At 62.8% G+C, this 1,504-nt stretch carries 2 protein-coding genes; both read right to left on the bottom strand.

Annotation, left to right across the window (positions count from 1 at the left end; all coding sequences use genetic code 11):
* Nucleotides 1-358 precede the first annotated feature (358 nt).
* Nucleotides 359-562: a transcription antiterminator/RNA stability regulator CspE gene (gene cspE / locus Acy02nite_RS46095; protein WP_013283833.1), complete on the bottom strand. Its 204-nt coding sequence runs from the start codon at nt 560-562 to the stop codon at nt 359-361.
* A gap of 434 nt (nt 563-996) precedes the next feature.
* A partial coding sequence (locus tag Acy02nite_RS46100) for a hypothetical protein (RefSeq protein ID WP_203756762.1) occupies nt 997-1,504 on the bottom strand: 508 nt, incomplete at its 5' end.

Consider the following 1,504-nt stretch of genomic DNA (forward strand, 5'->3'; position numbering starts at 1 on the left):
CTGTTTTCTGGCCGCCGGAGCGCGTTCTGTACGGCAGATGAGCGCACGAGACTTCGCCGTGTTAGGCACACTCGCTGGAAGCTCTTAAAAGACTGGCCGCAGGACCCTCCAGCGCGGTCGACAATCGCGGCAGACCTCTACCTTCATGCTCGCTGGCGACGTGCGGGCATTCGACAGCGAGCTCACCCTACAGGGACGAAGTGATGGCCTACCCGGCATGACCGGTGACATGCATGGCGGACCGCTTCAAGCCGGCGGTATCAGGTTGTTACCGCTATCGACGAGGCACCATCGGGTAGAACGCCGAACGGCGGCCCGCTGAATCAGTCGGGCCGCCGTTCGGCGAAAAAGGGGTATATCAGAGCGGGCGGATGTTCTCCGCCTGCGGGCCCTTCTGGCCCTGGGTGATGTCGAACTCCACCTTCTGGTTCTCGTCCAGGCTGCGGAAGCCGCTGGCCGAGATGGCGGAGAAGTGGGCGAAGACATCCGCGCCGCCGTCGTCCGGGCTGATGAAGCCGAAGCCCTTGTCGGCGTTGAACCACTTCACGGTACCTGTAGTCATGTCTGCTCCTTCGCAGGCTGAAGGGGCCGCACTGTGCGAACCCTTACGCCGCCGCGTTGATCACCCGCGCCGGAACGACACGAACAACGAAAAAGCGCCTTGATGGGAAGCTGAAACCCATCAGGCGCCGAAAACGTCTACGGAAATCAAAACTGCAACGTGCAAAATCTAGCACAGGATCTGGCGCTCGGCGCAAGCCACCTCAAGTGTGGCCGGGCACACAGCATGGCAGCTCGGCGCAGGACGTTTTTCGCAGCGGGATTGCGACCGGAGGACAAACATGCAGGCAGCCGGCCAATCTTGGCTGATCTTGCCACCGACCGCGGGCCACCCTGGGGCACTGAGCGAAATCTCTGCGCCTGCCCCTCCCACCGGCTGGCCGCGCCGCCGCGCCGCTAACCGGAAAGCGAACGGCGGCACGTACGCCACTACCATCAGACGCCATCAGGCTGGACGCCTGTCGAGCAGCTCCTTGTCGGCGGCAGAGAAGTACGTTCGATCGAGCGTTCCGCGGCCGACTCTGCGCGTGTTGCATGCTGGCGGGAGACGCTGAACGGGAGAGGCCTTGCTACCAAGACGGCAAACCGAACGACGCCCTGTGCGGTACCTGTGGACGGCTGCTGGACGATCGCCACGGCGTTGATGACCATCGCGAGGCGGACAGCAAGGTAGTCGAGTATGTCGTCGTCGGTAGGCGTGGCGGTATCGCCGAATTTCGTGAGGCCGCCGGCGATTCGAAGGTGCGCAAGACTGATGCGGCGACATTGGCGTTTCAGTTGGGTATCGACAACTCGACTCTTCTGGGATGCCGGTTCAGTTGCCGGGTAGAACGTGCAGAGTACGGCGTGATCAGGAGCGGCTTCACGCTGCTGACGGAGTGAATCCGAAGCTTTGACGACTCGAACACGCCGTACGACCTTCCAGGCCGCGCGATCAGCGGCA

It is taken from the genome of Actinoplanes cyaneus, assembly GCF_016862095.1.
GTDB classification, from domain to species: Bacteria; Actinomycetota; Actinomycetes; order Mycobacteriales; family Micromonosporaceae; genus Actinoplanes; species Actinoplanes cyaneus.